The 5,126-nt window shown below is 50.9% G+C and carries 4 protein-coding genes; 3 read left to right on the top strand and 1 reads right to left on the bottom strand.

Annotation, left to right across the window (positions count from 1 at the left end):
- Positions 1 to 147: 147 nt before the first annotated feature.
- Complete coding sequence (locus EKM97_RS11750) at positions 148 to 642, bottom strand: phosphatidylglycerophosphatase A family protein (RefSeq protein WP_125572561.1); 495 nt, start codon at positions 640 to 642, stop codon at positions 148 to 150.
- Positions 643 to 941: 299 nt separating this feature from the next.
- Between EKM97_RS11750 and EKM97_RS11745 the strand changes: the two genes are divergently transcribed.
- From EKM97_RS11745 to EKM97_RS11735, 3 genes are all read left to right on the top strand, one after another.
- On the top strand, positions 942 to 1,730 hold the full coding sequence (locus EKM97_RS11745; protein WP_164507546.1) for a LicD family protein: 789 nt from the start codon (positions 942 to 944) through the stop codon (positions 1,728 to 1,730).
- Between the two features lie 12 nt (positions 1,731 to 1,742).
- The gene (locus tag EKM97_RS11740) at positions 1,743 to 3,179 is read left to right on the top strand and encodes an oligosaccharide flippase family protein (protein ID WP_125572559.1); all 1,437 of its coding nucleotides are present in this window, start codon (positions 1,743 to 1,745) and stop codon (positions 3,177 to 3,179) included.
- Positions 3,180 to 3,393: 214 nt separating this feature from the next.
- The gene (locus EKM97_RS11735; protein ID WP_164507545.1) at positions 3,394 to 5,001 is read left to right on the top strand and encodes an O-antigen ligase family protein; all 1,608 of its coding nucleotides are present in this window, start codon (positions 3,394 to 3,396) and stop codon (positions 4,999 to 5,001) included.
- Positions 5,002 to 5,126 lie beyond the last annotated feature (125 nt).

Genomic DNA, 5,126 nt, shown 5'->3' with positions numbered 1-5,126 from the left:
CCCCAGTAGAATACCGGGAGCAGGCCACGGTTGCTTAACTTAAATTTTTAAGTGTCTAACTTTTCTATTGCACTTCACCTGCGGTCTATTTTCACAGAAGCCATCCTTGCGGATGATATTTTCAATAAATACGCTGACAGACAAGCTTTACGCGTACTTGTGGGCCATTTTACCGGCGACTGCAGCGGCAATGGCGCCGACAATGTCGTCGATGAAGGTGTTGATCTTGTCACCAGAATTGTCCAGCTGACCGATGATGTTAGGTTTCGTCCGGTCGACGTAACCGTAGTTCGTAATCCCGATGGAGCCCCACAGGGTCGCAATACCGGAAGCGAGCGTCTCGTCGACACCGAAAACGCCGGCATCGTTTGCCACGATGCTCTGCAGCGGTTCGTCAAGCAAGCCTTTGGTGGCCAGCTTGTCTAGTTGCAGGCCGACCATGGCATTGTTGAGCAGCTCCCGTTTGTGCATGACGTTGACGACTTCTTGCTCATAGTCTGCTAGCGTCGCGTCGGGCAGAAACTTGTGCTGCAGGCCGTATGTAATTTCGGCAATGTTGTGCAACTGGACGCCTTTTGCTTCGAGTTCGCGAACGACATAATCATATGCTGCGGTGTCAGGGTATTTATAATTTTTGTTCATTACCATAGTTATCATCACTCCCTAGTGCCATTTTGCACCCGCGGTGGTGATAAACCAATAGCAAGACGGGATTTTCTCCAGTTACGCGGGAACTTGCGGAAAATGAGCCATGAATCAGCTTAAAGCGCCTTCATTGCAGTCTTGACTATTGTTTTGCTTAATTTTTGCAAATACATATTGCGATGGCCCTTAATGAAGGGCAAAATTATGGCTTATGTGGGTTCTGTTGCCACAACCGCGTTAGGTGGCGTGGTATGATGGAATTGATACGTGATTTAATTTGGGTGGAGGAACGAATATTGGCAAACGTAAGCCACGAGGTGCTCATTGGCACGCTCAAAAAGTTAAAGCGGATGCTTGCACGCTACAATGTGCAGTATTTCCTAATTGGTGGCTCGGCCATCGGCGCGTTGCGGCATCAGGGAATGATTCCTTGGGATGACGATATTGATATTGGCATTAAGCGGGAAAATATTCAGGCTTTTATCGCCGCATTCAACGGTGCTAACGTTGATGCCGATGTGCGCCTGGTTTCTCCTGGTGAGCCCAATTATTATCTTTCAACTTATAAAGTATTGAATTCTGCTGAATCTGTCTACGATGAGGTCGACGCGGGAACGGGGCTGCACGGGGTCTTTATTGACGTGTTCGCGCTCGATAAGACTTTCCGCTGGAAGCCACTGCGACGCGTGCACCAGCTGATTGTGCGCCTGGATCAGGTGGCGATGGATATTGCGGGGGGCAATCACGATACCGGTAAGCACCTGGGTATTTTCCACAAGTGGGCCGAATTCGTGGCCGCACACCGCAGTAAGAGCGATATTGCCGCGATGAACGTCAAGCACATTCAGATGTTTAACTGGCTGCCGGGTGGCTACATTTACTATAACTTTAGCAGTCCCTACGCTTGGGACCGCGAAATGTACTTACCGGCCGAAATCAAGTCCGCCAGCATTCAGAATTTTGAAGGGGAGAAGTTCCCCGTTGCGGTGGGTTACGATGCCATTTTGACCCGGATGTATGGCGACTACATGCAGCCGCCGAAGGAAGCAGAGCGGAAACCCCGCCATCTGCAAGAAGACAAGTAACGAGGTAAGTTTGTGCGCAAAACAATGGTCAACATCGTCTACAACGCCCTCTACCAGGTGATGGCACTCATGCTGCCGATTGTCGTGCAGCCGTACATCACCCGGACCTTGGGCCGTGAGGCGGTCGGGCTTAATGCCTATATTAATTCGATTCCCGTGTTGCTTGCAGTCATTATCATGTTCGGGATGAACCAATTCGGGGCCCGTGCCATTGCGCAGGCCAAACCGGAGGAGTTGCCTAAGCGCTTCGCCCACCTGTGGTTTATTCAACTGACGGTTGGTACCATCACCATTTTGGGTTACGTGGCGGCCGTTTTCCTGTTCCTGAACCACAAGGCTTACTTCCTGCTTGAAGTACCATTTCTAATCGGGTACATCCTGGATATTTCCTGGCTGTTCATTGGTCTGGGCGAGATTAAGTCGGTGGTGACGCGAAACACCTTCATTAAACTCGCCATTACGGCCAGCCTGTTCATCTTCGTGCACAAGCCGAGTGACCTGTGGATCTACTTGCTGATTAACTCTGTTACCTACCTGGCGAACATCGTCTTCTGGCTGGGGCTAGATAAGAAGCTCGGCCGCCGCTTGAAGCACACGGATTTTGCATTCGACAAAATTTACTTCCGCGGCGCCCTGATGGTGACCATCCCGTCCATTGCGGTGCAGCTTTACATTAGTTTTGACCAGACGCTCGTCGGCCAGATTGCGGGGAACACGCAACTGTCGTATTACGGGCAGTCGCAAATGATTGCCCGGGCAATTATTACCGTGGTGGGTTCCGTCAGCACGATTCTGATGCCCAAAATGGCGCAGATGATGGCTAACGATACCGCGCATTCTGAGGTTGTGAAGCTGATGAAGACCGCGCTGGACTACACGATGCTCATCAGTTTGTATTTCACCATCGAGCTCATGCTCAATGCCAGTAAGTTTGTCGTCTGGTTCTGGGGTAATGCGTACAAGGACGCTGGCCCAATTCTGTTTGTCGGTGCGCTGATTGTCGTGCTTGTGAGTTACGGCGGCGTGTTTGCGAATCAGTACACCTTGTCGCGCGGTCTCTTTAAGGAGTTCGCAATTCCGTACTACGTCGGTGCGGTGCTCTCGATTACACTGAACCTGCTTTTGCTGCCATCAATGGGCGCAATGGGTGGGGCCATTACCATCGTGCTTACTGAGGCAACAGTCTGCTTCCTGCGTATTTTCCTGGTGCGCCGCGAACTGCCGCTCAAGCAGCTCTTTAGTAAGCAGTGGCAGTTGTTGCTCGCTGGGGTCATCGCATTAGCAATCGGACTGATTACTAGTCGGGCAATCAACACCGGCTCACTCTTTGTTGATTTGGTCATCCAGACCGTTGTGAGTTCGCTTTGCTATCTGCTCGCGCTTATCGTGCTACGCAACAGTACGGTCACCAGCATCTACGCCAGGCTGCACCAACGTTTTGCCCGCTAAGCCAACGGTTAAAAAATGATGTTGTTTCGCGGATATGCAACGAAATCACCGCAAATGTTCACTATCTAGCGGTTGTGAGCGGGAGTTTGCGGTGGTGTTGTGGGCAGTTTAATATTATATTATTACTAGACTAATTTTTAATACGTGGCGCCTTTGGCGATGCGGAGGGTTGTGACTCATGAGAAGCGGCCATAACCAACATGGAGGAGAAACCGTGGCTTCTAAGCTCAAAAAGACTTTAATTCTATTTATTATATTGCAGCCATTTCTGGATATTTTCTGGCTGTATCAGCCACCAATCTCCAATTTTTTGGGAATGTCACCCGCGACGATTATTCGAATCCTGTTTATCGCCGTCATTGGGGTTATGTTCCTAATTGCGGATAGTAGCAAGAAACTCAACTTGTTCTTTGGTGCGTATATCGCGCTATTGCTGGTTTACTTTGTGTTCCACCAGTGGAATGCGGGGCAGTTTAATTCGCTGGTTCCGGGGAATTTTGCCTACTCAACCTTTGGCGAACTGTTCTACATTGTCCGCATGGTCATGCCATTATTCATGATTATAGTGGTCTACCGCACCGAGTTTAGTGACTCGACGCTCGAGACCATCGTGTCCTGGCTGTCTGGTTTGACCGCGGGCTCAATCGTGGTGTCCAACGTACTCGGCATTAGCCTGGGTTCTTACCTGCACCAGTGGGGTAAGGGGAACATCTTTGAACAGTACAGCCGGCAGCACATTACCGGCAGTATTTTCAGCTGGTTTACCGCTTCTGGTCGTGGTAACTACTACGGCCTGGCGTCAAAGGGTTTCTTTAACCACGCCAACACGGTTAGCGCCATGCTGCTGATGCTCACACCATTGGTGCTCTACTTCCTGTGCACACATTTCAACGTGAAGAACGTGATTCTGGCATCTTTGCAGGCACTTGCCGGTCTGGAACTGGGGACAAAAGCGGCAGCTTACGGAACAATTGCCATCTTCGGGCTGTTCGTTGTGCTGTACCTTTACTTCGTGTTCATCGCCAAGGAATTCCGTTTCCGCGTGGCCAGCATCGTGTCGCTTCTGGCCATCATGCTGGTGATGGTGGGCCTATTCCACTTCTCGCCAAACGGCAATCGCCAAGTCTCTGAAGAACAAACGGCCGATATTGCCGCTAACTTGGACAAGGATTCACAAAAGGATCAGGAAAACGTGTACCACCACCTGAAGGTTCTGACCAAGCGGGGCAACGACAAGAAGACGGCCAAGTACATCGAGAAACACGCGGCTGAACTGGCGCTCAATCCAGAGTTTGCGACCAAGTCTTACCCTGTCCACAACGATTTGAAGTTCTGGCAGGGTATCCTGAAGTGGCCAGTCTGGGAACGCATGAACTACCGCTCCTTGCAAAATGCGATTTGGAAGCGAGTTGCGTCCATTAACGGTAATTCAAAGGACAAGGTACTGGGCTTTGGTTACACCCGCTTGAGCAACATGGGGCTCATTGAACGGGACTTTGTCTCCCAGTATTACGCAATGGGGATTGTCGGCCTGATTTTGCTGGTTCTTCCTTACGTCGGTATTCTGATTTGGGCGGCACTGATGATTCTGATGCACTTCCGCCGGCGCTTCACGATGCGCAACGTGGCACTGGGTGTCAGCTGTGGCCTGACGCTCGGCCTCTCGCTATATGCCGGTTACGTCATGGACTACCTGACGGCAACGCTGTTGCTTGCCTTCTTCATGGGTCAGCTGTTGCGCGGCGCAATGGGTAAGGACGAGAAGACTTACGGCGCTAGCAATACACTTGCCGGCGGTCCGTTCTACAGCATTAAACATTAATCACCTCGCAAAAGATCGCGCAAGCGGTCTTTTTTGCTGTCCGTCAGCGTAAGCGCTGAAAATACCATCCGCAAGGATGGCTTCTATGAAAATCGACCGAAGGTCGGGCCTGGGGCAGATTAGCT

The organism is Lacticaseibacillus songhuajiangensis (genome assembly GCF_003946025.1).
Lineage (GTDB): Bacteria > Bacillota > Bacilli > Lactobacillales > Lactobacillaceae > Lacticaseibacillus > Lacticaseibacillus songhuajiangensis.
This window is presented reverse-complemented; position numbering and strand designations above follow the sequence as displayed.

Excerpts from the sequence above, each read along its gene's own strand:
- EKM97_RS11750 (WP_125572561.1), bottom strand. The coding sequence starts at position 642 with ATGAACAAAAATTATAAATACCCTGACACCGCAGCATATGATTATGTC.